Below are 23,424 nucleotides of genomic sequence, written 5' to 3' on the forward strand. Positions count from 1 at the left end.
TTTTATACGAAACATCAAGTCTTAATGACGCGCTGCTTTCGCTTCTTCTTTGGTTTTCACAATTGGTGCTTTAACCAAGGCTTTTGGCAAAGAGGTCAGTGCCAGCGGTAAAATCTCATCAATCGATTTTACGGCTTTAATTTCTAGACCTTCTTTGACATTTTCTGGAATTTCCGCCAGGTCACGTACGTTTTCCTGTGGAATGAATACCAGCTTGATGCCACCACGATGGGCTGCCAAAAGTTTCTCTTTCAAGCCACCGATACGCAGCGCACGACCGCCCAGACTGGTTTCACCTGTCATCGCGATATCCGGACGAATCGGGATACCCGTGAAAGCAGATACCAGTGCTGTAGTCAAAGCCAAACCTGCCGATGGACCATCTTTCGGTGTTGCGCCTTCAGGTAAATGCACATGCACGTCGGTTTCTTCAAAGCGCGAGGCTTCGATGCCGAGTTCATCCGCACGGGTACGCACTACAGTCATTGCAGCAGTAATCGATTCTTTCATGACATCGCCAAGAGAACCGGTGGTAATGAACTTGCCTTTACCTGGTACTGCTGCAACTTCAATGGTCAGTAATTCACCACCAACAGAAGTCCAAGCCAGACCATTTACACGGCCGATTTGCGCTTCTTCTTCCGCCATACCATAGTCAAATTTATGTGGACCCAAGTAATCTGGAAGATTTCCTGCTGTCACTTCAACCTGAAGATTTTTAGCTTTCTTGCTAACCGCCTCTTTCACCACTTTACGTGCAATTTTTGACACTTCACGTTCAAGGTTACGAACACCGGCTTCACGTGTATAGCGGCGCACGATGTCACGAATCGCTTCTTCATGCACGGTTAATTCTTTGGCACGTAGACCATTGTTCTTGATTGCTTTAGGAACAAGGTAACGGTCCGCAATATTGACTTTCTCTTCTTCGGTATAACCCGGAAGACGAATCACTTCCATACGGTCAAGCAGGGCCTCAGGAATATTCATGCTGTTCGCGGTACAGATAAACATTACTTCAGACAGGTCCAGATCTAGATCCAGATAGTGATCGCTGAACTTATTGTTCTGTGATGGATCAAGTACTTCAAGCATCGCGGAAGCCGGATCGCCACGGTAGTCTTGCGCCATCTTGTCGATTTCATCGAGCAGGAACAACGGGTTTTTTACACCCACTTTAGTCAATGACTGTACGATTTTACCTGGCATCGCACCGATATAGGTACGACGGTGACCGCGAATTTCAGCTTCGTCACGCACGCCGCCCAGCGCCATACGCACGAACTCACGACCAGTTGCTTTGGCAATTGATTCGCCGAGTGAAGTTTTACCCACACCTGGAGGACCAACCAAACACAGAATCGGACCACGCAATTTTTTCACACGAGACTGAACTGCCAGATATTCCACAATGCGATCTTTGACATCGTCCAGACCATAGTGGTCTGCATCCAGAATTTCCTGTGCTTTGTTCAGGTTAATGCTGACTTTGCTGGCTTTATTCCACGGTGTATCTAGAATCACTTCCAGATAGTTGCGTACCACAGCAGCTTCACTCGAAGCAGGCTGCATCGCTTTCAGCTTGCGGAACTCGTTTTCAGCTTTCTTGCGTACATGCTCAGGCAAATCTGCTTCAGCAAGACGTTTTTCAATTTCAGCGACATCATCTTCCGCGCCGCCGTTCATGTCGGAAAGTTCGCGCTGAATGACTTTCATTTTTTCATTCAGGAAGTATTCGCGCTGGTTCTTTTCCATCTGACGTTTAACAGAGTCATGCAGGGTTTGCTCAATCTGTTGTTCTTCAGACTGTTGCAATAGATAAGTCATCAACTCAGTCAAATGCGCTTCGAATTCGTCATGTTCCAGGAATTTCTGTTTGACATCAATATTCAATGGAACACGGGTTGCGACGAAGAACAATAACTGTAATAGATCTTCAATTTTGTTGGCTGCGGTGATCAGTTCACGCGCATTACGAAGTTTCGCTTCTGCATATTGAGCGAAAAGCGCACGTAATTCCTGCAAGCGCACAGCTTGGGTGTCTGCATCGACGCTCACCGTCATTGGGCTGAGTTCATGCTCTGCTGTCAGATACTCAGTTTCGTCAATGATGGTTTTCAGCTTGGCACGGTGTAGGCCTTCGATCAGGACTTTAATACAGTTTTCATCATTTTCGTGATTCACAACTTGCACAATCTTCGCGACAGTACCGTATTGATATAAATTGTCGTGATCAATTTCTTCTGTAAGCGAATCTTTTTGCGCAACTACAAATACTAGATTGTCACTGTTACGAGCCACATCAACTGCATTGATCGATTTTTCACGACCGACAAACAGCGCAATTTGCATATGCGGATAAACCACCACATCACGCAACGCCAAAAGGGGTAGTACACTTGGAACCTGAGGCTCTAAGGTTTCTTGATTCATAATAATTTCAGACATGAGCACTCCTAATGAGTGACAACGGTGTTGCCATGCTTTTAATAGTGATGGGTAATTTTAAAAATACAAGGGCAGTTAAGATTAAATTGTATGAAAAATGACTAATTATGTGATTTTAAAGTAGTTAGCAAGGGTAAAATTGCAAAATTAACGTTTGAACTTTATAAAAACTGTCGGGGTGATTAAAGCATCAAGGGGCTGATCCCATGTTTCACGTTTTAACGGCTGTGCCAGCAGTTGAAAGTCATGCGCCAGCCCCAGACGGAATGGACGCCCAGGTGCAGAAGCCAAGGTACGATCATAAAAACCGCCGCCCATACCAATCCGTGTGCCCGAAGTATCACAGGCCAATAGTGGCATGAGCAATAAATCCAGTTTGGAAACATGTACACCACGGGTGCTCATGGGCTCTCGCATACCCAGCCGATGATGGGCAAAGCGCTTGTTATGGTATTGGTGCTGGCTGATCCGGATCCAGACCAGCTGCTGATTCATGTCGCAAATCGCTGGTAGATACACCTGTTTGCCCAGTTTAAAGCAGCGTTCAATAATCGCCTGGGTCTGAATCTCCCCAAAAGCATGCAAATACAGGCCAATACGTTGGGCATGAATAAATTCTGGACTGCGGATCAGACGGTTTAGAACTTTTTGTGCGGATTGCCTTTGCTCAAATTTAGAGAGATGACGACGCGTTTTACGAAGGTATCTTCTTAATTCCTGAATGATCATAGGGCAAAAAGCATATGCAACAAAATTGTGCTCTAGTCTAAGTGGGAATTCTGGAAAAGTAAAAAATAATTGTAAGCTGCAATTTTATATTATTCCGTATCTGCTGATTTAAATTTAGCTAATTTGTCACCAGTTTCAAAGTTAAAAAACAGTTGCATCACTGGTTGTTAAAATGTGTTGAAACGGTCAATTTATTTTCTTTGATTCACGATTTTCCAAGCAATCAATTGTTCAGTGACAAACTCTGGAAATGCATGAGTTTAAGCACTTTGAAACAGCTTTCGATCAATAAAAATACAATTCTAAAGTAGGTTTATTCTGTTTTTGGTGAAAGATAGACAAGGGATCATATAACTATTCTCGACCGATATATGGGACACATTGGACTTAGGCAGAACGCGTAAGACCTAAATCAATGGAGATTGAAGATGATGAATATTGCGAAGAACACCGTCTGCCTTTGGTACGATGACGATGCCGAAGGTGCAGCACGATTTTATGCAGAAATCTTTCCAGGCTCCTCAGTTGGCGCGATCAACCTTGCCCCTGGAGATTATCCCTCTGGGAAAGAAGGTGATGTCATTACGGTCGAATTTACAGTAATGGGCGTTGCCTGCATCGGGTTGAACGGTGGTCCTGGTTTTCAGCATAATGAAACATTTTCATTTCAGGTGGCGACTGAAGACCAAGAGGAAACAGATCGCTACTGGAATGCCATTGTGGGCAATGGCGGTCAGGAAAGTGAGTGTGGCTGGTGCAAGGACAAGTGGGGCATTTCCTGGCAGATTACGCCAGCGGTCCTAATCAATGCCTGTAACAGTTCTGACCGTGCTGCGGCCAAACGTGCATTTGAGGCCATGATGGGCATGAAGAAAATTGATGTTGCCGTGATTGAAGCCGCTTTTCGTGGTTGAGTGACAGAGATTATCCGTAATTTCAGTGAATATTATTGGGTAGCCTTATTTACTTCAATATTTGAAACCTCTCCTTTTATATTTCCTTTCGATCATCTCCTGTGTGCCTATATGCATCTTGGGTTAAAACCCCCTTAAGCCCGGCATGGAGTACCTCCAATTTTATTACTAGCCCAAGATATAAGCTGAATGGTTCCCTTAAAGGTTCATTAATAGATAGGCTTTTATATCAGTGTCGTACAAGTTGGAGAGATGTAGCTCATGCAATATGAGTTCCAGAATAATTTTTGCACTGAATTGAAAACAGGCTGAACCAAAAACAACCATCCAATGAAACTCCTCCCAATTTATACATCTTAAATTTTATTAAAATATTGAAAATAAAATAAAAATTAAACTGGCATAAGTTCTGCATAACTGTATTCAAACTTGGATACAAGATTGGATAGAGAATGCTTCATCAGAAAATGATCGGCTGGACAGGCGCCAAAATGGCGCGATGCCGATCAGCCAAAACAGCTTCAACTGAATCATCTTGCTCAACGCATTACCCATGTTGAGGTGGGTGAACTTGTCTGGATTTTAGTTGCGATTGCTGCACCTCTTCAAGCAAAAATCGATGCATTTAAAAAAGCTGTATTTGCGGACGGTATGCATCAAAGGCTACGACAGAGAGCAGCGAACATAGTCGATAGCGAGTCTATGTCCATGGGCTGAATCAGAAAAAAACGAAATAGATCCATTCAGCAGATTCGAAAAATAGAGAGAATAAAAGGGGATTCACATGTTTAAAACTGTACTGATTGCAAACCGCGGCGAAATTGCTATTCGCGCCATTCGCACATTAAAAAAAATGGGCGTGACCAGTATAGCCGTCTATTCAGAAACGGACCGTTATGCACAGCATGTGATTGATGCAGATATTGCAGTGTCCTTAGAAGGGACCAAACCGAGTGATACCTATTTAAGTATCGAAAAACTGATTGCTGTAGCCAAAAATACCGGGGCCGAAGCAATTTTCCCGGGTTATGGTTTTCTGTCAGAAAGTGCTGACTTTGCCTGTGCCTGCAAAGAAAATAATATTGCCTTTATGGGGCCAACAGCTGAACAGATTTTAGAGTTTGGTTTAAAACATCGTGCCCGTGAACTTGCTGCAGCTGCCAATGTACCGATGACTCCCGGTACAGGTCTGCTAAATAGTCTGGACGAAGCCTTGGCAGAAGCTGAAAAAATTGGTTATCCGATTATGCTGAAAAGCACAGCAGGCGGTGGCGGAATTGGCTTGACCCGTTGTGATGATGCAGAAGCACTTCAGGAGGCGTATGAAAGTGTAAAACGTCTGGGCGAGCAGTTCTTTAAGGATGCAGGGGTGTTTCTGGAACGCTTTATCGATAAAGCCCGTCATGTCGAAGTTCAGATTTTTGGAGATGGACAGGGACAGGTAGTGGCTTTGGGGGAACGCGATTGTTCATTACAGCGCCGTAATCAGAAGGTCGTGGAAGAAACACCAGCGGCTCATTTACCTGATGCAACGCGACAAAAACTGCATCAGGCGGCAGTTGAACTGGGCAAATCGGTGAAATATCGCAGTGCCGGTACGGTTGAGTTTATTTATGATGCAGCACGTGACGAGTTTTATTTCCTTGAAGTGAATACCCGTTTGCAGGTGGAACATCCTGTCACTGAAATGGTGACCGGTTTAGACCTGATCGAATGCATGTTGAAAATCGCAGCAGGCGATACTTTGGATTGGAAGCATCTAAGCAGCATTCAGCCTCAGGGTGCAGCGATTGAAGTACGCATCTATGCCGAAGATCCAGTTAAGAATTTCCAGCCGAGTCCAGGGATTTTGACCGATGTCTTTTTTCCGGAAAATGTCCGGGTTGATACCTGGGTGAGTACCGGAACTGAAATTTCCCAATACTTTGACCCGATGATAGCCAAGATTATCGTACATGCAGAAGATCGTGAAACTGCGATTACGACTCTTAAAGCGGCACTAGCTGAAACTCGCCTGAATGGTATTAGTACCAATCTGGATTATGTCCATACCGTCATTTCAGATCCGCGTTTTGAACAGATGCAGATCTGGACACGCATGCTGGATGATTTCAAGTATGTGCCGAATGTGATTGAGGTGATTCAGCGGGGTACACAAAGTTCGATTCAGGATTATCCGGGTCGTGTCGGGTATTGGGATATTGGTGTACCGCCTTCAGGTCCAATGGATGATTATGCTTTCCGGCTGGCCAATAAAATTGTCGGGAATGCCGAGGCAGCCGCCGGGTTCGAATTTACCCTGCAAGGTCCAACCCTCAAGTTTCATGCAGAGAATATCATTGCTTTAACTGGCGCACCTTGTCCGGTAAGTCTGGATGATGAAGCAGTAAATTTCTGGCAGCCTATTCAGGTAAAAGCAGGACAGACTCTAAAAATTGGACAGGTAGAATCAGGCTGCAGGACTTATCTGGCTGTACGAAATGGTCTGAATGTGCCGGAATATCTGGGTAGCCGTTCTACCTTTGCTTTAGGTGATTTTGGTGGACATGCAGGCCGAGTATTACGTGCTGGCGACATGATTAAGATGGTGAATCCTGAGCTGCCGGCCGATGGTCTACCTTTAGCGATTGCAGAACCTGAAGCTTTAGCAACAACTCTGATTCCAAGTTATGGCAAGGAATGGAAAATTGGTGTGCTCTATGGTCCGCATGGAGCACCTGATTTCTTTAAAGCTGAATATATTGAGGAGTTTTTTGCATCAAGCTGGAAAGTGCATTTTAACTCGAACCGGTTGGGTATCCGTTTAACTGGACCGACGCCAAGCTGGGCGCGTGAAAATGGTGGCGAAGCAGGATTACATCCATCCAATGTACATGACTGTGAATATGCCATTGGTGCGATTAACTTTACCGGTGATTTCCCCGTAATCCTTGCCAAAGATGGTCCGAGCCTGGGGGGCTTTGTTTGTCCGGTGACCATTGCCAAAGCTGAACTCTGGAAAATTGGTCAACTGAAAGCCGATGACACGATTAGCTTCTATCCAATCTCGGTAAAGCAGGCCAATGCGCTGGAGCGGCAGCAAATTCAAACCCTCCAAAACTTTGCCAAGGCAGAGATAACCAGCGAGGCTGAAATCGTTACAGTTCAGGCAGAAAGTATCCTGGCATTGCGTGAAGCTACGCCAGATGCACCAAAAGCTGTATATCGTCAGGCAGGTGACAGTTATATATTACTGGAATATGGCGATAACGTACTGGATTTGGCCCTGCGCCTGCGCGTACACCGTTTGATGCAACTGATCCGTGAAGCTGATCTGGACGGTATCCTGGAATTGTCACCTGGTGTACGGTCCTTGCAGATTAAATATGATGGTCTGCGTTTGAGTCAACAGCAACTGATTCACTTCCTGCTTGGTCTTGAAGAACAGATGGGCGATTTGCGTGACATTAAAATCCCTTCAAGAATTATCCATTTACCCATGGCCTTTGAGGACTCGGCGACTCTGGGTGCTGTTGAGCGTTATCAGGAAAGCGTCTGTGCCACAGCCCCCTGGCTTCCGAATAATGTCGATTTTATTCAGCGGATTAATGGTTTAAGTCACCGCCAGCAGGTCAAGGACATCATTTATGATGCCAATTATCTGATTTTAGGGCTAGGTGATGTATATCTGACTGCACCTTGTGCAGTGCCCATTGATCCTCGCCACCGTTTACTGAGTTCTAAATATAATCCGGCCCGTACTTTTACTGCCGAAGGCACAGTCGGGATTGGTGGCATGTATATGTGTATTTATGGCATGGACTCACCGGGTGGCTATCAGTTGATTGGCCGTACCGTGCCGATCTGGAACAAGTTTAAAAAGAACAAGCAGTTTGGCGATCAGCAATGGTTCTTACGCTTTTTTGACCAGATTAAATATTATGAGGTCACTGAGGCCGAACTGGATCAGTTCCGTGCTGATTTCGCCCATGGTCTGGCAGAAATCAAAATTGAGGAATGCGAGTTTGACTTTGCAGCGTATCAGGATTTCCTTGCTGCAGAACAGGACAGTATTGCTGCTTTTAAAGCACAGCAGCACGCTACTTTTAGCGCCGAAGTAGAACGCTGGAAAGACGAGTTTGATGCACCGGCGGAAATAGAAGTGGTGCAGGATGATACCGATTACAGCCAGTATGTCCCTCTCAATGCCTCTATGACTGGCAATATCTGGAAGATTTTTGTAGAAGCCGGGCAGATTGTGAAAAAAGGCGACACGGTGGCCATCATTGAAGCCATGAAAATGGAGCTGCCGGTCTATGCTGATGATGATGGTATCGTTAAAGCGATTATCTGCCGTTCAGGTCAGACCGTGCATAGCGGTGAACCGCTGGTTTATATGGAGTAATGGATTGAGCCTATGACCCTTGTCCCTAATCCAGCCACTAAAGCGACCGGAAAAAGCTCAGACAATCTGTCTGAGCTGGTTTTCCAGAAAATTAAAAATGACATTTTTGACTTTAAACTCATGCCGGGAGAACGGTTTACCGAATCAGAAATTGCTGAAAGCTATGCCGTAAGCCGTACACCCATTCGGCAAGCCTTATATCGTCTGCAGCAGGAAGGCTATGTCGAGGTGCAGTTTAGAAGTGGCTGGCAGGTTCGGCCACTGAATTTTAAAGCCTATGAGAAGTTATATGATCTGCGAATTTTGCTGGAATGTTATGCAGTCGAACAACTTTGTCAGATGCCTGAAGATCAGTTGAAAGCCGCTCTGGAAATTTTGATTCAAACCTGGTGTATCAAGCCAGAACAGTATCTCTATGATCTCAGAAAGTTATCCGCACAAGATGAAGCATTTCATTGTCATTTGGTATTTGCAGCCGGCAATGCGGAAATGGCGAAAATTCACAGTGAGATCAGCGAGAAAATTCGCATCATACGCCGTCTGGATTTTTCCAAGGATTATCGGGTTACAGCTACCTATGCCGAACATCAACAGATTTTAAAAGCGCTGCTTGCACAAGATGCAGCGTTCTGTCTCTCTATATTAGATGCCCATATCCGGCACAGTCGTAATGAGGTGAAAAAAATTACGCTAGAAATGTTGTCCTCTAGTCCTGCGTAAGTTAGTCATGATGCATGAGCTTTAAGAAATACAGACTAGATCAAAATATAGAACTAACTTTAGAAATTACGCTAAGCACAGACTGAATGGCTTGGCATTATTTCATTTAAAGATATAAACTGCTTTTTACAACAAGAAAAACATCAGACCTGACTCAAAATTGATAAACAATTCATAACCAGAAAAAACAAGAACCCGCTAGTGGCATCTCAAATTGTTTTTTAAAGTAAGTTGAGGATGATAATAACAAGAGATAAAAATGCTTCATCAGCCTATTCAACTTTTACTTACAGGTGCCAGCTGTGCACTTCTCCTAACCATGACTGGATGTACCATGCCTTCCAAGTCGCCTATCAATGACAGTTATGGTTCCCAGCCACATTTGCCCAAACCAAAATCAAGCTTGCTGCCTACGGTCAATATTGCGCCTGCTAAAGGTTGGCCTGAAGGTAAAATGCCGACACCTGCGACAGGTTTAAAAGTTCAGGCATTTGCCAAAGGGTTGCAGCATCCGCGCTGGCTGTATGTATTGCCGAATGGTGATGTACTGGTGGCCGAAACCGATGCACCGCCCAAGCCCGATGACAGCAAAGGGATCAAAGGCAAAATTATGAAATGGGTGATGCAGCGCGCCGGCTCATCGCATCCTAGTGCCAACCGCATCACACTACTTCGGGACAGTAACGGAGATGGGGTTGCTGAACAAAAAACCGTATTCTTGCAAAATCTCAATTCTCCATTTGGTATGGTGCTGATTGGCAATACATTGTATGTAGCCAATACTGATGCCTTGATGCGCTTTCCTTATCAGAACGGGATGACTCAAATCATAGCAGCCGGCACTAAGATACTGGATTTACCGGCAGGCCGTTTAAACCATCACTGGACCAAAAATGTCATTGCCAATCCTGCAGGCAATAAACTTTATATCACAGTGGGTTCCAACAGCAATGTGGCTGAAAATGGCTTAGAGCAGGAGCAGGGCCGGGCACTCATTCTAGAGTTTGATTTGGATCGTGCCCAAGCACGACCTTTTGCAACCGGACTACGTAATCCGAATGGCATGGACTGGCAACCCCAGAGCGGCGCACTCTGGACGGTGGTAAATGAACGTGATGAGCTCGGCAATGATCTGGTTCCTGATTATTTGACCTCTGTCAAAGAGGGCGCTTTTTATGGCTGGCCTTATAGTTATTATGGTCAGCATGTAGATACGCGGGTCAAACAGCAAAACCCTACCTTAGTTGCGCGAGCAATTCCACCGGATTATGCATTAGGTAATCATACCGCATCATTGGGCTTGGCCTTCTATAGGGCAGATTTGATGCCTCAATATCGTGATGGGGCGCTGATTGGTCAGCATGGTTCATGGAACCGCAAACCGCATATTGGCTATAAAGTGATTTTTGTTCCCTTTCAAAATGGACAACCGATGGGCCCGCCTCAAGATGTTCTGACTGGATTTTTAAGCGATCAGGGCGATGCATATGGGCGACCGGTCGGTGTGGCGGTAGATTCCTCTGGAGCCATTTTGGTTGCTGATGATGTCGGTGATGTGATTTGGCGAGTATCACCCTTGAGTACACCAGCTACAGTAAGTAAATAAAGGTCTAAGGATTCAGGGTTTTATTCAGATCCAGACCTGTTGGAGAGCAAAGTTGAACCAAAGACTGTTTCATTCAAACGTCAATATTTTGATTGAAAATATGCAAAGGCTAGCGGATTTAAAATAATTTTTAAGCTTCATTTAAGCTGGCTGAATTAGGCTATCTGGATATTTTTAAGCGGGATTACAGCATGTACAGAGATTCTGCTGATCCTATTAAAAATATCTAAATCTAAGTGCCAGTTTTAAGTGCCAATAAAAACTGGATATAAAAGTTAGAACGTTGCAAAAAACAGGATTTTAAGAATGAAATCAATTATTGCATTTATTTTCCCTTGGTCATTATTTATGACCATTCATCGACCAGCCGAAGCGACAGTGTGCTTAATGCTTCAAATTTCGATTTTAGGCTGGATTCCTGCTGCAATCTGGGCGATGCATACTTTGTATCGGGATAAAATTGTCTAAAAATAGGAAAATAAGTTACTGAAAGATTGTTTGATTTTGACGGAAGTAATTAAAGCTCTATATTTTTTATAGCGAAAGATTTTTTTCGCATTCCAGATGATGAATACATCGATAATATGAATCTAGAGGAATGTTCGAGAGAAATACTACAAAATTAAAATAAGAGGAAATTCGGGAAAAATTATAATTATATTTTGAAAAAGAAATTGAAGTACTCCGAAGATGCCGCTGCATGTGTCGTTACCCTGAACCCGATGAGTTCAAGGAGGATGCGACGTATACTTGCTGGGTTTCCCATACGGAGATGGGCATACACTCTAAATATACAGAACACACCCATAAGTGTTAGTATCGGCAGGGGAATAGACCCGCTGGCGAACACCTCAGAGTTAAGTTAATTATAAACAATAATCCCGGTGTGGCAACTCTATGCTGTTCATGAACTGTAAACAGTTCGGTCGAATGTCCGAAGTTTAAACAGAATTCGAGATTATTCAGTCAGTTCTTCAACTTCTTCTAAAATAGTTTGTAACAAACGCTCGCAATGCGCATATTGTTGCAGTGATCTGTTCATATTCAAGACCTCCTGCATCAGCTCAAGTGCCACCATAATAATCAGCTTGCTGGGTTCCATACGTGGCGCTTTACGGCGAAATTCATCATATTTGTCATTTAATAACTGTGCCGCGCGCTCTAATTCTTCCTGCTTGTCAGGGGTAGAAGCCAGACGGAAACTATGCCCCAATACTCTGAGATCAATTGCAATTTGTTCACTCATGATGAGGCTTCCTCAGTCGCTTCAGTCGGATGGGCCAGTTGTTGAATTTCCTGTGCGTGATGATCCTGCGCAGTACCAAGAATCGCTAGACGTTGAATAATCGCTTCAACCTTGGCTTTGGCATTTTCATTTTTTTGGGTTAAACGTTCAGATTCCTGAGTCAGACGCTGAATTTCCTGCTGGGCATGACGCTGTTCAAGGATCATCTTTTCCTTAACTACGCGCAGCTCATTTCGTTCAGCCAGAATTTCCTGAAAACGGTTTTTCAGGTCGGTACAGCTTTTTTCCAGACGGCCATAACGGTCTGCCAGTGCAGTTGCATCATTATTGAGCAGTTGAAACTGGGCACGAGAATCCGTCAATTGTTCTGTCAGATTTTCATTTTCTTGTTGTTTTTGCGCAATCACGCTGTTTTTTTGTTCAATTTGCTGTTGATGTTGCATCATTGAAGAGTCTTGCTCTTCGCGCAAACTGGAATTTTCACTTTCAAGCCGTGCAAGTCGCGTTTTTAACACGCCGATCTGCACTTGTAGACGCTGTAATTCTTCTAACATATCGAGGTCGCACAGTGTTGCAAACAAAGGTAATATATAAGCAGTATAAAGATTGGATAAACGAATGCAAGACGATATTTCAGGTTGGACCGAATGGCACCGCAATTTTTCTTCAATTGAGGAAATTTCTAGCCCTAGCGAACTACATGGTTTGCTGACTGGCATTGTTTGTGTCACCCAGGCGCCAAGCAGTGAAGAGTGGTTACAGATTTTAGAAACACTGGATGTACCTGAACTGGATGCCGAAGCATTAGAGTTGTTGGCGGGCGAAGCTGAAGATGTGTTCCATGCATTGTCTGAAGATGAGCTGGATTATTTACCTTTGCTGCCTGATGATGAGCATGTGCTTTCAGAACGCGTACAGGCTCTGGCGGACTGGTGTGCAGGCGTGGTCTTAGGTTTCGGACTGGCTTCAGGACATATCCGTCAGGATGAAGTTGAGCTGATTGAACATTTACAAGATGTAGCCGCAGTTGAATTTGAAGACTCAGACGATGATGCTGAAGGTGAAGAAAGCTATCAGGAATTGTACGAATTTGTGCGTCTGATTCCTGTCAGTCTGTCTTTAGGGCGTAAAAAGGTCGAAGTTGAAGAAACGCCACTCTTACAGCAATTGAGTCAAAAAAATCAGCCTAAAGTCGCTACTACAGAAGCGCAAAGTGTAGTCGAGATTTTCTCGCCTAAACGTCTAAGCTGATGAAATGCTGAGGTGAGTCATCACCTGCTTGAAATCAGGCATATATTTTGCTGTTTACAGTGAAATCTATAGTCTGATTTCAAGACTATATTCTAAATACAAGTATTGATCGATAAGAAGTAAGGTGTAATGAAGAAATTGACACAGGCAGTTTTTGAGGAGCGTCGCGCAATCCTCGCAGGGGAAATCGGTTTACGCAGTATCGTTATTATCGCGACCAGTCCGGTAGCCATGCGTAACCGTGATGCAGATTATAAATACCGTGCAGACAGTAGTTTCTTCTATTTAACCGGATTCGCGGAACCTGAAGCTGTGGCTGTGATTGAAACCTTTGACACTGAAGAAGAAGGCTATAGCTACAGTTTGTTCTGTCGTGAACGCAACCGTGAAATGGAAATCTGGAATGGCTACCGCGCGGGTATTGATGGGGCTATTCAGGATTATGATGCAGATGAAGCCTATGCGATTGATTTGCTGGATGAAGAAATCTTAGAAAAGTTACAAAATAAAGATCAGTTGTTTTATCGCATTGGACAGCATGCAGAGTTTGATGCGCGTGTCGCCAAATGGATTGCAACTGCAAGTGGTGAAAGCCGTCGTGGTACTTCTGTGCCAGCGCAAGTAATTCAGCTGGATCGTATTGTTGATGAAATGCGTCTGCATAAAGATGCAAATGAAATCGAACTGATGCAGATTGCTTCCGATATTTCTGCTGATGCACATACGCAAGCGATGCTAGCAGTACGTCCGGGTATGATGGAATATGCGCTGGAAGCCGAGCTGAATTATGTCTTTGGCAAAAATGGCGGTGTTCCGGCTTATAACAGTATTGTCGGTGGTGGTGAAAATGCCTGCATCCTGCATTATGTAGAAAATGACAAAGAACTGAAAGATGGCGATTTAGTCCTGATTGATGCTGCAGCTGAATATCAGTTCTATGCTTCAGACATTACCCGTACCTTTCCGGTAAATGGTAAATTCAGTCCGGAACAGAAAGCCTTATATAACGTAGTACTGGATGCTCAAATCGCTGCGATCAATGCCGTGCAAATTGGTAACTCGTATAAAGAACCTCACAATGTTGCAGTGCTTATTTTGGTGCAGGGTTTGCTCGATCTTGGCTTGATGCAGGGTAATATCGACGAGATTATAGAAAAAGAAGCTTTTCGTCAGTTCTACATGCACGGTACGGGGCATTGGCTCGGTATGGATGTGCATGATGTCGGTGCTTATAAGGTTGATGGTGAATGGCGCTCGTATGAAGAGGGCATGGTCGTGACCGTTGAGCCGGGTCTCTACATCGCGCCTGATGATGAAACAGTGGATGCCAAATGGCGTGGAATTGGCATCCGGATTGAAGATGATGTGGTGGCCACTGCAAATGGTCCGCTGGTTTTAACTGCAAAAGTTGTCAAAACGGTGGAAGAGATTGAAGCATTGATGGCGAAAGCGCGCGCTGCTTAATTTGAGAAAAAATACAGAAAGCCGGTCGCGAGATCGGCTTTTTTTGATGACATTTCTAGGCCATTTTAAACAAGAATTCCTGGCTATATCGTATCGATCAAAAAGTGATTTAGCTTACGTTTATATCGAACAAGTCAAATAAAACTAATTTAAGTAAAATTTACAGCTTAAAAATTGACAGGAAGTCAACACAGAAAATCCGTTTTTAGCATCAAAGCTACATATTAAATGCGCTGAGATTCTCATACTTTCTCTGATCCTTAAATAAACTTAAATAAGAGCAGGAGAACACTTATGAGATTAAATACGATTGACTGGATTGCTTATGCTTTAACAATCATTGGTGGCATCAATTGGGGCTTAATTGGTGCATTCGATTTTAATTTGGTCGCTGCGATCTTTGGTGATATGAGCGCCTTATCTCGAATTATTTATGTATTGGTTGGTTTGTCGGCATTGTATTTAATTTATACAGGAACAAAGTTGGGTAAAACAGTACACCACACAGATCATCATACCAATATTGTGCGTTAAGCTAATTCTCCTGGGCGAGTTGCTTGCAAGATAGGATTCATGTCTTCGATTAGCTTGTCGAGAGGATAGAAATAGTGTGGAAGATGAAGAAACCTCGGTAGATTTCCGGGGTTTTTTATTGGGTGTTTATACGTTATTAATAGAACCATCCTCAGATCTACAACAATGCCTAGCTAAAGATTGATGATCACTATCATACAAATAAGATTAGATTGTACATGGTTGGATAAATTTTTTTAAAATATCTGTTAGCTCAAAGATCGAGTTATATTTATACAATTATCTTAAAATAAGAAAAGAATAGTGATTGTAAATGGGACTCCTACTACTGAAAGTGAATATCAGCTCATTTATAAATGGCTTGATTCACAATTTTATCATTCAGGATCTACGAGCATCAGTATGTATTCAAAATTGTGCGAAGCGAGTAGATCGAGTTATACCAATTTGACTGGGTTTGCGATCAAATCGTATAAGTGCCAAATGAAATAATAACATTCCGTTTTTTAATGCTGAGTTGATAAAAGTGAGTATAAATATTTTAGTTGCTGAATTAAAGACAACTCGGTTGGAGTTAAGAGCATATAAAGTTGGAGATGAATTTTTATTATTCCAAGAGTATTGTGGCGACGTTGAAGCATCAAAATATTTACAACGGCAGGTGCATACAACAGTCGGTCAAACTCAGCAGATGTTGCAGAAATGGGCGTTAAGCTATTGACAGCAACCGAGTGAAGGATTTTCGTGGGTAATTGCTGAGCGAAAAAGTCATCTGGCAATCGGGTTACTAACGATTATTCAACAGCAAAATAACAGCCTTGAAATTCATTTCGGACTTGGTCCTCGATTTCAGGGGCAGGGCTATATGCTTGAGGCGATGAAAGCGGTGATTCAGTATTTTAGACAATATCTTACATTTAAATCACTAGATACTTTCTGTGATGCAGAACATATACAGGCCACCAAGTGCTTTTAAAGACAGGGTTTGAAATCGTTGAACGGATCAATGCCTATACTGTATTGCCGAAGTTGGGGACTGAAAAGCGCGATGTCTTGGTTTTTCAATATAGGCTGGATCATCATGGAGAAAACTAAATAAAACGAATCATTATAAAAATTTAAAGCCTTGATGTAAGATAAAACCAGTATACGTTTTATGTAATTCGCCATAGATGCGAATAAACAGATAAGGAAGTAAGCATGCAACAAGAAGTCATCATTGTCGGTGGTGGTATGGTCGGCTTAAGCCTCGCATTGATGTTGGCGAAAATCAATATTGCAGTCAAACTGTTGGAAGCCATTAAATACCCAAATTATGATGATGAAAATCTTGCGCCATATCATTCCAGTTTTGATGCACGTAACAGTGCCTTGTCACGTCGTAGCGTACAAATCTATCAGGAGCTTGGACTTTGGAATGCCTTGCAAGAACATGCTACCCCAATTCTGGAAGTGAATATTACCGAACAGGGCAGTTTTGGTAAGGCCCGACTGAAAGCCGAGCAGGAAAAAGTTGAAAGCTTTGGTCAGGTCATTGAAAATGCCTGGCTTGGTCGTGTACTGCTCACCCAAGTCAAAAAAGAGCCATTGATTGAACTGATTGATGGTGTGCAGGTGACATCCCTTACCCAAGATACAGACTTTGCTTATATCCAAGCGCAGCGTGGCGAATCTGAACTGAAATTACAGTCAAAACTGGTTATTGCCGCCGATGGACGCGATTCTTTCTGTCGTAAGGCTTTGGGTATTGGTGCGTCAGAACATGATTATGATCAGGTTGCGATTGTAACCACAGTGCAAACGTCGAAGCCACATGGTCATGTTGGTTTTGAGCGTTTCAGTCATTTAGGACCTTTGGCACTTTTGCCCTTACCGGGTGAGTATCGCCGTTCAGTGGTCTGGCCTGTGAAAAAAGGTACTGAAGGAGAATGGATGGGAGATGAAAATGACCAGCATTTTCTGGATGCCTTGCAGGAAACGTATGGCGATCGTGCCGGAAAGTTCCAGAAAACCGGTAAGCGGTTCAGTTTTCCATTGTCTCAAGTGTTAGCCGAAAAACAGGCTGTTGGCCGTGTCGTGTTGATGGGCAATGCTGCGCATACGATTCATCCGGTCGCTGGTCAGGGTTTTAACCTGTGTATGCGTGATGCGCATGTATTAGTGCGTTACCTGAAAGAGCAGCAGGCACAAGGCGCAGACTTGGGCGATGCTGCAATATTGCTAGACTATGAGAAATCCCGTCTCAGTGACCAGCAGCGAGTGATCAAATTCTGTGATTCAGTGGTGCGTGGCTTTAGTAACCAGAATCCATTTTTAAAGCTGATGCGTAATACGGGTTTAATCGCTTTTGATACGATTCCAGGCATCAAGCCACTCGTTGCAAATTATGCCATGGGGTTAAAAGCATGAGCTTAAATCAAACTAACGAAATATTAGACGTTGTCATTATTGGCGGTGGGTTGGTTGGTGGACTTACAGCGCTTCTGTTAGCTCAAGGTGGTGTGCAGCCTACAGTTCTGGATGCAGCGCCAATTCTGGATGCAGATAAAACTTTGCGTGTAGCCAATCCGCGTGTTTTGGCTTTAAGTCAGGCAACCATTCACCTGTTAAAAACGGTGGGTGTCTGGGAAAATTTAGTACGCCAGCAGCCTTATACTGGTATGCAGGTGTGGAATAAAAATGGCTATGGTGAAATTAATTTTGGCCAGCCTTCAGAAAAAACACCATCGGTAGAGCAGGCTTTAGGCTCGATGGTGGAGCCAAGCATTTTGAATCTAGCTATTCAGCAAAAGATGCTTGAAGATGTTCAAGATTATAGAACACAGGTCAAAGTTAGCCGCATCGAACGTGGCGTCGGTGTGTGGATCATTCATCTGGCTGATGGTACACAACTCCAAACTAAACTGGTGATTGGCGCAGATGGTGCAAACTCCTTTGTCCGTGAGCAAGCGTTTATCGATATTGATGTACTGAACTATAAACAGGCGGGCATCAGTTGTGCCATTAAAACTGAACAGCCTCATCAGCATATGGCACGTCAGATTTTTCTTGAAACCGGTCCATTGGCTTTTTTACCTATGGCCAGCCTTAATCCGGAAGAGCTGGGACACTGGCAATCAATTGTCTGGACCTTGCCGGATGATTATGCTGAAGAATATGCAGCGTTGTCAGATGCTGAGTTTACTCAACTCTTGACCCGTGAAAGCCAGCATATGCTGGGTGAGGTATTGCAGGTGACAGCACGTGCCACTTTCCCCTTAAAAGCCCGCGCTGCCCAACAATATGTTCAAGAGGGTTTAGCCCTGATTGGAGATGCCGCACATGTGATTCATCCGCTGGCAGGTCAAGGCGTGAATATTGGCTGTTTAGATGCTGCGGTACTTTGTGATGTATTGTTACATGACCAAGCGCGTGGCGTATGGGCACATGAGCAGACCTTAAAACGCTATGAGCATCGCCGTAAAGGCCAGAACGATGCCATGATGCACAGCATGTCTGCGATTGGCTGGATGGAAACCACTTTATTCTTCCCGATGGTTTGGGCACGTAATTTCGGCCTGAAACAGGTAGAAAATCAGCCCATGTTGAAAGATGCATTTATGGCGCAGGCCAATGGTCTGAGTTTACTTAAAGACACACGCTACGCAGCTTAGGACAGAAATGTAAATTTTTTAAACAAACACCAATAAAGAGTAACGATTTTGTTTAAAAAAGATACGATTTTTTGATGTTTGGTACTAGGCGAAGCCCAAAGAGATTGCTAAATTTCACTTAATTCGACACCTGGCTTGGAATACCAAGCAAGCGCCATTTTTGGGGAGATGCAAATGACAGACATGAATGATTATGATGATGACGTTGAAGATTCAATCGTTGACGATGATGAAGCAAAAGCAGCTGAAAAAGGCGCAGCAGATAGCACAGAGGTCGTGAATGATACCGATCTTGCAGAAGCTGAAACCTTAACCGTCACTGCAAAGTTAAAGAAACGTCAGGCACTTGAAGACGAAATTGCGGCTTTCCTTGCCAATGGTGGTCGTATTGTTGAAGTCCCGGCAGATGAATCAGTAGCCAAAGAATAAGTTATTGATTAACTTGCCTCTTATAAAAAACACCACATCAATTGTGGTGTTTTTTTTGTAAACCAAAATGAGATAGAAATATCTAGAGCAATTAGTCGTTTGCTGAAGTCAGTTCTAAAGCACGTTGATAAGCGATTTTCTTTTTGATACCTGTTAAATCTGCAGCCAGTTGTGAAGCAGCTTTGACCGAAAGGTCCTGTAATAGGCGATTCAATAATTTATCCAGCTTTTCCTGATCCAGATCTTTTTCTTCGGTGGCACCGCCAATCACCAAAACAATTTCGCCTTTTTCCTGATTGTGATCATTGACAATGAATTCGACCAGCTCACCCAAGGTCATTTTCTTGATAGTTTCAAAAGTCTTGGTAATTTCACGCGCAAAACCGACCGGGCGATCTGCACCGAATACGCTGGCCATATCTTTAACGGACTCCAGAATCCGGTGCGGTGCTTCATAGAAAATTAAAGTCTGGGTTTCATCTTTCAGTTTTTCCAGATTCAGCAGGCGCTGACTTTGTCTGGATGGCAGAAAACCTTCAAAGCTGAAGCGGTCACTCGGCAAGCCAACAGCACTTAAGGCAGCAATAGCCGCACAAGCACCAGGTACAGGAATCACGCGAATATTATGCGCTTGTGCAGCACGGACAAATTTAAAGCCAGGGTCGCTAATCAGGGGAGTGCCAGCATCACTGATCAGGGCCATATCTTCGCCATTCAGCAGGCGCTGGATCAGCTGATCAATCTTGTTGCTTTCATTATGCTCATGGCAAGCGGTCAGAGGTGTTTGAATATTAAAGTGTTTAAGCAATTGTGCTGAAGTTCGTGTATCCTCGGCAGCAATAAGACTCACCGACTTTAACACCTGAAGTGCACGATAACTAATATCATCTAAGTGCCCGATTGGAGTCGCAACAACAAATAACTGAGCACTCATAGGTTTCTCCATGTGGAATAAATTGAATAATAAAAAATGGAAGATTAAAAATAAAATATTGGGCTTGTGTTTAATCAGCTACATCAGCAGCGTACAAGCAGAAGTGTTGATCATTCTACCCGAATCCGGACCTTTGGCGCGAGCTGCATCGAGTATCAAACAGGGATTTCTCAGCGCCTATGCTACTTCCGGGCAGAAAGTCCCATTGAAATGGGTCAATTCCAATCAGAAAAATATCTCCCAGCTACTGAAGCAGCATGTCAATAAAAAAACCAAAATGGTGGTGGGTCCATTGGCGCGTAGCGATGTAGAACAACTACTTAGGAGCAAACCTAAAGTACGTACCCTCAGCCTGAATGATGTAGCAGGGTCATCACCCCAAGTCTGGCAATTCAGCCTGTCCAAAAAAGAAGATGCCGCTGCCTTAAAAACCTTATTGCACAAAGATGGAATTCAACAGCTGCTGATTTTACGCCAGCCGGGCAGTGAAGCCGAGCATGAACTGTTGCTGATGTCATTGTTCAGTCAAAGTGATCTGAAATTCAAGATCGTGAACAAGGCGCCCATTTTTTTAATGCCAAAACAAGGGCTGTTATACCTCGGCAATGCAGAAGGGCTGGCTGCCATACCTGAATTAAGCCATAAACGGATGTATACCGTGGCCAATGCGATCAGCGAGCAGCATAGACCCCCGAAAGGGATCAAGTTCTGTGATGTTCCGGTACTTTATCTGGCTGACTGGCCAGATGTTGTACAGGCCTATGCTAAAGAACCGGTGGATATGTCCTATCAGCGGCTGATTGCCTTCGGGGGAGATGCCTGGCAGATTACCCAGCAGTACCTGTCACAACCGCATTTGCAGCATATTGAATTTCAGGGTAGAACTGGCCGGATTGAAATCACGGACCACAGTATTCAGCGTAGTCCACAATGTTTTCAGTATAGTGGCACAGGCGTCAAGCTACTATGAGCGAAAGAGGAATGCTACGACAGCAATTAGGTGCATGGGCGGAGCAGCAAGCGGCCCAATTGATGCAAAACCATGGATTTCAGTTCCTGGCAGCCAATTATCACAGTCGCTATGGCGAGCTGGATCTGATTCTGGTGCGTGATCAGGAACTGGTCTTTGTGGAAGTCAAAGCACGTGCGCAAACCCGATATGCGCAAGCGATCGAGTCGATTTCCAGAGCAAAACAGGTAAAGATGCTCAAGACGGCAATGTGCTTTATTCAGAAAAATCCACAATTTGCACACTATTACTATCGTTTTGACGTGATTTGTTTTGATTTTAAACAGCAATTTGCAAAAACCATACAGCATGACTTTTCGCAATACCCTTATGATCTGGAATGGATTGAAAATGCTTTTACTTTTGATCAAGAGTTTATTAACCTTTGAACAAAATAAGGTCTAAAGATGCTTATATTTGCTTCAAGATCATTGTAAAGTTCAAGCAGAATTGACATGATCTGAGCTTGAAAACAGATTATTAGATTGAAAAAGACGTAATAAAATGAAGGAGTCTTGCTGAGTGGTTAAGCGTATTGCAATAACAATGCTGTGTGTCGCAAGTTTATCAGGTTGTGCAAGTTTTATTTCCAGCGGCACAGGTACGGCTCCTGTCGGAACTGAAAGTGGGGCGCGTACCTTGGGGCAGGTATTTATTGATTCCTCAATTGTCCGTACTGCAAAAATTAATCTTTATAAATTGGATTCGCGCTTTAAGCAGGCCCGGGTCAATATTGAAAGTTTCCATGGCAATGTCTTGTTGACCGGTCAGGTGCCGGATGCCCATTTAAAGCAACTGGCTGAAGATAATGTCAAATCCATGAGTGATGTCAAAGCGGTACATAATTTTATTACTGTCGGCAATCAGATCAGCTATAGCACCATCATGCAGGATACTGCGGTGACTGCAAATACCCGTGGCTTGATCATGAAAGCGACTGTGGTAGCGGATAGTAAAGTGCATGTGCATACTGAAGATGGCGTACTGTATGTGATGGGTCGTTTAAATGGTGCCGAGATTGCTGACCTGAATCAGGTGTTACAACAGGTGGGTAATGTCACTAAAATTGTGACCTTGATTGATAATGTTGAGCAATATTCAAGCCTGGCTAACCAAAACTTTGCCGCACCGGCATATGCGCAGCCGGGTATTGAACAGACGCCGGTTGCCATTGATCCTGATACGGTTGAACCGACCTATGAACCATAAGGTCGGCCAGTTTAAAACCCAACTCTCACAGCATATTTTGCAGTTTCAACAGCACTATCAAGATTTCCGGTTATACGATTTTGGCAGTTATGCTTTAAATCGTTTAACCCCGAAACAGGGCTACACGGTCGAAACACAATTGGCCTATGGTCTGAAATCCCGGCAACGCTTTGACCTGTTTCGAAGTCAGCAGCCTTTGCCTCATCGTCCCCTGATTGTGTTTGTACATGGCGGTGCCTGGTTGCATGGCGATAAAAAGGATTACCAGTTTATCGGTGAGGCTTTTGCTAAAGACGGCTATGATGTGGTGGTGATGAATTATCATCTGGCGCCACAACATATTTTTCCGACCTATATTCATGATCTATATTTATTGCTCAATCATTTGCAGCAGTCAGCTGGACAGTTGCAGATCTGTGCAGAAAATCTGGTCCTGATGGGACATTCTGCCGGGGCATTCAATGTCATGTCTGCCTTGTATCATCCGCAATCTGCCAGTATTGATCATAGTCAAATCCGGGCGATTATTGGTCTGGCGGGGCCTTATCATTTTGATTACAAAAATGATCCGATCTGTGCCGATGCATTTGATCAGGCGGTGCCTTATCAGCAGGTCATGCCTTATTATTTTGTTAGAAATAGCTCAACGCGGCATTATCTGTTTATTGCCGAAAAAGACAAGATTGTTGGGCATTTCAATAGCCAGGATTTGGACCGCGTACTGAAAGAGAAGGGCAATCATAGCCATTTGATTCAAATTCCGAAACTTGGTCATATTACGATTGTGGGTTCACTCTCCAGTTTGTTTAGCCGTTTTTTCCAGACCAAGGCACAGGTGCTTTGGGCGCTCGAGGATGCATTTAAATCTTAAGACTGATATTTGGTTTAACCAAG

General features: G+C 43.8%; 22 protein-coding genes and 1 other RNA gene. 17 read left to right on the forward strand and 6 right to left on the reverse strand.

From position 1 onward, the window contains the following. Positions 1-21: 21 nt before the first annotated feature. Positions 22-2,448 (reverse strand): endopeptidase La, encoded by a 2,427-nt coding sequence (gene lon, locus NI470_RS00105; RefSeq protein ID WP_044111574.1) that lies wholly within the window; start codon positions 2,446-2,448, stop codon positions 22-24. Between the two features lie 147 nt (positions 2,449-2,595). Next, on the reverse strand, positions 2,596-3,177 hold the full coding sequence (locus tag NI470_RS00110; RefSeq protein WP_253147634.1) for a 5-formyltetrahydrofolate cyclo-ligase: 582 nt from the start codon (positions 3,175-3,177) through the stop codon (positions 2,596-2,598). A 431-nt stretch (positions 3,178-3,608) separates the two neighbouring features. Here NI470_RS00110 and NI470_RS00115 point away from each other — a divergent pair, with 431 nt between their 5' ends. The 5 genes from NI470_RS00115 (at position 3,609) to NI470_RS00135 (ending at position 11,269) form a co-directional block, all read left to right on the forward strand. Beyond that, positions 3,609-4,091 (forward strand): VOC family protein, encoded by a 483-nt coding sequence (locus tag NI470_RS00115; protein ID WP_253147656.1) that lies wholly within the window; start codon positions 3,609-3,611, stop codon positions 4,089-4,091. A gap of 784 nt (positions 4,092-4,875) precedes the next feature. Then, positions 4,876-8,475: an urea carboxylase gene (gene uca, locus NI470_RS00120; RefSeq protein WP_253147633.1), complete on the forward strand. Its 3,600-nt coding sequence runs from the start codon at positions 4,876-4,878 to the stop codon at positions 8,473-8,475. Between the two features lie 12 nt (positions 8,476-8,487). Further along, positions 8,488-9,195, forward strand: coding sequence for a GntR family transcriptional regulator (locus tag NI470_RS00125; RefSeq protein ID WP_253147632.1), 708 nt, complete (start codon positions 8,488-8,490; stop codon positions 9,193-9,195). 319 nt (positions 9,196-9,514) lie between these two features. Further along, the gene (locus NI470_RS00130; protein WP_253147655.1) at positions 9,515-10,801 is read left to right on the forward strand and encodes a PQQ-dependent sugar dehydrogenase; all 1,287 of its coding nucleotides are present in this window, start codon (positions 9,515-9,517) and stop codon (positions 10,799-10,801) included. A 306-nt stretch (positions 10,802-11,107) separates the two neighbouring features. Next, positions 11,108-11,269: a YqaE/Pmp3 family membrane protein gene (locus NI470_RS00135; protein ID WP_138742663.1), complete on the forward strand. Its 162-nt coding sequence runs from the start codon at positions 11,108-11,110 to the stop codon at positions 11,267-11,269. A gap of 209 nt (positions 11,270-11,478) precedes the next feature. On the opposite strand, the gene ssrS is transcribed toward NI470_RS00135, so the two are convergent. The 3 genes from ssrS to NI470_RS00150 form a co-directional block, all read right to left on the reverse strand. After that, a non-coding RNA gene (ssrS, locus tag NI470_RS00140) (6S RNA) lies at positions 11,479-11,662 on the reverse strand. 97 nt (positions 11,663-11,759) lie between these two features. Beyond that, positions 11,760-12,047, reverse strand: a complete 288-nt coding sequence (locus NI470_RS00145; protein ID WP_004279505.1) for a cell division protein ZapA — start codon at positions 12,045-12,047, stop codon at positions 11,760-11,762. Beyond that, positions 12,044-12,601 carry a hypothetical protein gene (locus tag NI470_RS00150; RefSeq protein ID WP_004279506.1) on the reverse strand — a complete coding sequence of 186 codons (558 nt, stop codon included), beginning with the start codon at positions 12,599-12,601 and terminating at the stop codon, positions 12,044-12,046. Before NI470_RS00150 ends, NI470_RS00145 begins: the two co-directional genes overlap by 4 nt. A 64-nt stretch (positions 12,602-12,665) precedes the next feature. Here NI470_RS00150 and NI470_RS00155 point away from each other — a divergent pair, with 64 nt between their 5' ends. The 8 genes from NI470_RS00155 to NI470_RS00190 all read left to right on the forward strand — a co-directional run bounded on the left by NI470_RS00155 (position 12,666) and on the right by NI470_RS00190 (position 19,378). After that, entirely contained in the window at positions 12,666-13,298 is a 633-nt protein-coding gene (locus tag NI470_RS00155) for a UPF0149 family protein (protein WP_005267026.1), read from the forward strand. Positions 13,299-13,427: 129 nt separating this feature from the next. Continuing rightward, positions 13,428-14,762 (forward strand): Xaa-Pro aminopeptidase, encoded by a 1,335-nt coding sequence (gene pepP / locus NI470_RS00160; protein ID WP_005267024.1) that lies wholly within the window; start codon positions 13,428-13,430, stop codon positions 14,760-14,762. 294 nt (positions 14,763-15,056) lie between these two features. Continuing rightward, positions 15,057-15,296 (forward strand): DUF378 domain-containing protein, encoded by a 240-nt coding sequence (locus NI470_RS00165; RefSeq protein ID WP_005107468.1) that lies wholly within the window; start codon positions 15,057-15,059, stop codon positions 15,294-15,296. A 526-nt stretch (positions 15,297-15,822) separates the two neighbouring features. Further along, positions 15,823-16,017 carry a hypothetical protein gene (locus NI470_RS00170; RefSeq protein WP_253147631.1) on the forward strand — a complete coding sequence of 65 codons (195 nt, stop codon included), beginning with the start codon at positions 15,823-15,825 and terminating at the stop codon, positions 16,015-16,017. Positions 16,018-16,074: 57 nt separating this feature from the next. Further along, the gene (locus tag NI470_RS00175) at positions 16,075-16,272 is read left to right on the forward strand and encodes a GNAT family N-acetyltransferase (RefSeq protein WP_253147654.1); all 198 of its coding nucleotides are present in this window, start codon (positions 16,075-16,077) and stop codon (positions 16,270-16,272) included. 224 nt (positions 16,273-16,496) lie between these two features. Then, positions 16,497-17,705 (forward strand): 2-octaprenyl-6-methoxyphenyl hydroxylase, encoded by a 1,209-nt coding sequence (gene ubiH, locus NI470_RS00180; RefSeq protein WP_253147630.1) that lies wholly within the window; start codon positions 16,497-16,499, stop codon positions 17,703-17,705. After that, entirely contained in the window at positions 17,702-18,949 is a 1,248-nt protein-coding gene (locus tag NI470_RS00185; RefSeq protein WP_253147628.1) for an FAD-dependent monooxygenase, read from the forward strand. The genes ubiH and NI470_RS00185 overlap by 4 nt, the downstream gene beginning before the upstream one ends. Positions 18,950-19,123: 174 nt before the next feature. Beyond that, positions 19,124-19,378, forward strand: a complete 255-nt coding sequence (locus NI470_RS00190) for a hypothetical protein (protein WP_005246889.1) — start codon at positions 19,124-19,126, stop codon at positions 19,376-19,378. Between the two features lie 91 nt (positions 19,379-19,469). On the opposite strand, the gene rsmI is transcribed toward NI470_RS00190, so the two are convergent. Then, a complete protein-coding gene (gene rsmI, locus NI470_RS00195; protein ID WP_253147627.1) occupies positions 19,470-20,312 on the reverse strand; it encodes a 16S rRNA (cytidine(1402)-2'-O)-methyltransferase in 843 nt (280 codons plus the stop codon). A gap of 10 nt (positions 20,313-20,322) precedes the next feature. Between rsmI and NI470_RS00200 the strand changes: the two genes are divergently transcribed. The 4 genes from NI470_RS00200 (at position 20,323) to NI470_RS00215 (ending at position 23,401) form a co-directional block, all read left to right on the forward strand. Continuing rightward, positions 20,323-21,282, forward strand: coding sequence for a penicillin-binding protein activator (locus tag NI470_RS00200; protein WP_253147626.1), 960 nt, complete (start codon positions 20,323-20,325; stop codon positions 21,280-21,282). A gap of 11 nt (positions 21,283-21,293) precedes the next feature. After that, positions 21,294-21,710, forward strand: coding sequence for a YraN family protein (locus NI470_RS00205; protein ID WP_005107460.1), 417 nt, complete (start codon positions 21,294-21,296; stop codon positions 21,708-21,710). Between the two features lie 133 nt (positions 21,711-21,843). Next, positions 21,844-22,530, forward strand: a complete 687-nt coding sequence (locus NI470_RS00210) for a BON domain-containing protein (protein ID WP_004279522.1) — start codon at positions 21,844-21,846, stop codon at positions 22,528-22,530. After that, a complete protein-coding gene (locus tag NI470_RS00215; protein ID WP_253147625.1) occupies positions 22,520-23,401 on the forward strand; it encodes an alpha/beta hydrolase in 882 nt (293 codons plus the stop codon). Before NI470_RS00210 ends, NI470_RS00215 begins: the two co-directional genes overlap by 11 nt. Positions 23,402-23,424: the final 23 nt, after the last annotated feature.

The sequence above is a fragment of the Acinetobacter lwoffii genome (assembly GCF_024129115.1).
Taxonomy (GTDB): Bacteria; Pseudomonadota; Gammaproteobacteria; order Pseudomonadales; family Moraxellaceae; genus Acinetobacter; species Acinetobacter lwoffii_T.

Excerpts from the sequence above, each read along its gene's own strand:
- lon (WP_044111574.1), bottom strand. The coding sequence starts at position 2,448 with ATGTCTGAAATTATTATGAATCAAGAAACCTTAGAGCCTCAGGTTCCA.
- NI470_RS00110 (WP_253147634.1), bottom strand. The coding sequence starts at position 3,177 with ATGATCATTCAGGAATTAAGAAGATACCTTCGTAAAACGCGTCGTCAT.
- NI470_RS00115 (WP_253147656.1), top strand. The coding sequence starts at position 3,609 with ATGAATATTGCGAAGAACACCGTCTGCCTTTGGTACGATGACGATGCC.
- uca (WP_253147633.1), top strand. The coding sequence starts at position 4,876 with ATGTTTAAAACTGTACTGATTGCAAACCGCGGCGAAATTGCTATTCGC.
- NI470_RS00125 (WP_253147632.1), top strand. The coding sequence starts at position 8,488 with ATGACCCTTGTCCCTAATCCAGCCACTAAAGCGACCGGAAAAAGCTCA.
- NI470_RS00130 (WP_253147655.1), top strand. The coding sequence starts at position 9,515 with ATGACTGGATGTACCATGCCTTCCAAGTCGCCTATCAATGACAGTTAT.
- NI470_RS00135 (WP_138742663.1), top strand. The coding sequence starts at position 11,108 with ATGAAATCAATTATTGCATTTATTTTCCCTTGGTCATTATTTATGACC.
- NI470_RS00145 (WP_004279505.1), bottom strand. The coding sequence starts at position 12,047 with ATGAGTGAACAAATTGCAATTGATCTCAGAGTATTGGGGCATAGTTTC.
- NI470_RS00150 (WP_004279506.1), bottom strand. The coding sequence starts at position 12,601 with ATGTTAGAAGAATTACAGCGTCTACAAGTGCAGATCGGCGTGTTAAAA.
- NI470_RS00155 (WP_005267026.1), top strand. The coding sequence starts at position 12,666 with ATGCAAGACGATATTTCAGGTTGGACCGAATGGCACCGCAATTTTTCT.
- pepP (WP_005267024.1), top strand. The coding sequence starts at position 13,428 with ATGAAGAAATTGACACAGGCAGTTTTTGAGGAGCGTCGCGCAATCCTC.
- NI470_RS00165 (WP_005107468.1), top strand. The coding sequence starts at position 15,057 with ATGAGATTAAATACGATTGACTGGATTGCTTATGCTTTAACAATCATT.
- ubiH (WP_253147630.1), top strand. The coding sequence starts at position 16,497 with ATGCAACAAGAAGTCATCATTGTCGGTGGTGGTATGGTCGGCTTAAGC.
- NI470_RS00185 (WP_253147628.1), top strand. The coding sequence starts at position 17,702 with ATGAGCTTAAATCAAACTAACGAAATATTAGACGTTGTCATTATTGGC.
- NI470_RS00190 (WP_005246889.1), top strand. The coding sequence starts at position 19,124 with ATGACAGACATGAATGATTATGATGATGACGTTGAAGATTCAATCGTT.
- rsmI (WP_253147627.1), bottom strand. The coding sequence starts at position 20,312 with ATGAGTGCTCAGTTATTTGTTGTTGCGACTCCAATCGGGCACTTAGAT.
- NI470_RS00200 (WP_253147626.1), top strand. The coding sequence starts at position 20,323 with ATGTGGAATAAATTGAATAATAAAAAATGGAAGATTAAAAATAAAATA.
- NI470_RS00205 (WP_005107460.1), top strand. The coding sequence starts at position 21,294 with ATGCTACGACAGCAATTAGGTGCATGGGCGGAGCAGCAAGCGGCCCAA.
- NI470_RS00215 (WP_253147625.1), top strand. The coding sequence starts at position 22,520 with ATGAACCATAAGGTCGGCCAGTTTAAAACCCAACTCTCACAGCATATT.